The organism is Vibrio sp. YT-19(2023) (genome assembly GCF_033337395.1).
This window is the reverse complement of sequence record NZ_JAWOQN010000770.1, coordinates 1-599: the sequence shown is the minus strand read 5'-3', so window position 1 is coordinate 599 and position 599 is coordinate 1. Positions and strand designations below refer to the sequence as shown.

Sequence of the window (599 nt, the reverse complement as noted above, 5' to 3'; positions counted from 1 at the left end):
TCTAAACCGTCGCCAATGTCTCGCATCCAAGTCAGGGCATCTTCAAGCTTATCGTTATTGGCCAAGTCAAGCTTATAGGAGGTTTGCTGATAGGTGGTAAACGCGTTGATATCTGCGCCAAAACTGCCGCCAGATTGCTCAAAAAGCTTAACAACGTCGTTGCCGGTAAAGTGTGTGCTGCCATTAAATGCCATGTGCTCAACGAAGTGAGCGTAGCCTTTTTGATTGGCTTCTTCTTGGAACGAACCAATGTGCATCACCAAACGAACCGAAACTTCTTGGTCTTGAGTTGGATAGATGTGGTATTTCATTCCATTGGATAGCTGATTAACGTGCCAGTTGGCATCAGGCTGAATCGGCGTGGATTGTTGTATCAGAGCACACCCTGACAACAATAACGCGGGGACTAACAATATACTGCGCATAACTATTGCCCATAACTATGATTAAGCCGATCAATATAATCCTCGTTCCATGACCTTCACATTTTTAATGGATTATTTACCGCTCAAATGTGATCTATATCACCATTTAATGAAATCAATTATCATTTACAAAACGCGACAAATCCTTACTTTACAAATACATAAAACAAACCG

1 protein-coding gene is annotated in these 599 nt (G+C 41.9%); it reads right to left on the bottom strand.

The window, feature by feature from the left end:
- A partial coding sequence (locus tag R7E78_RS28370; RefSeq protein ID WP_318058912.1) for a M16 family metallopeptidase occupies positions 1–425 on the bottom strand: 425 nt, incomplete at its 3' end.
- Positions 426–599: the final 174 nt, after the last annotated feature.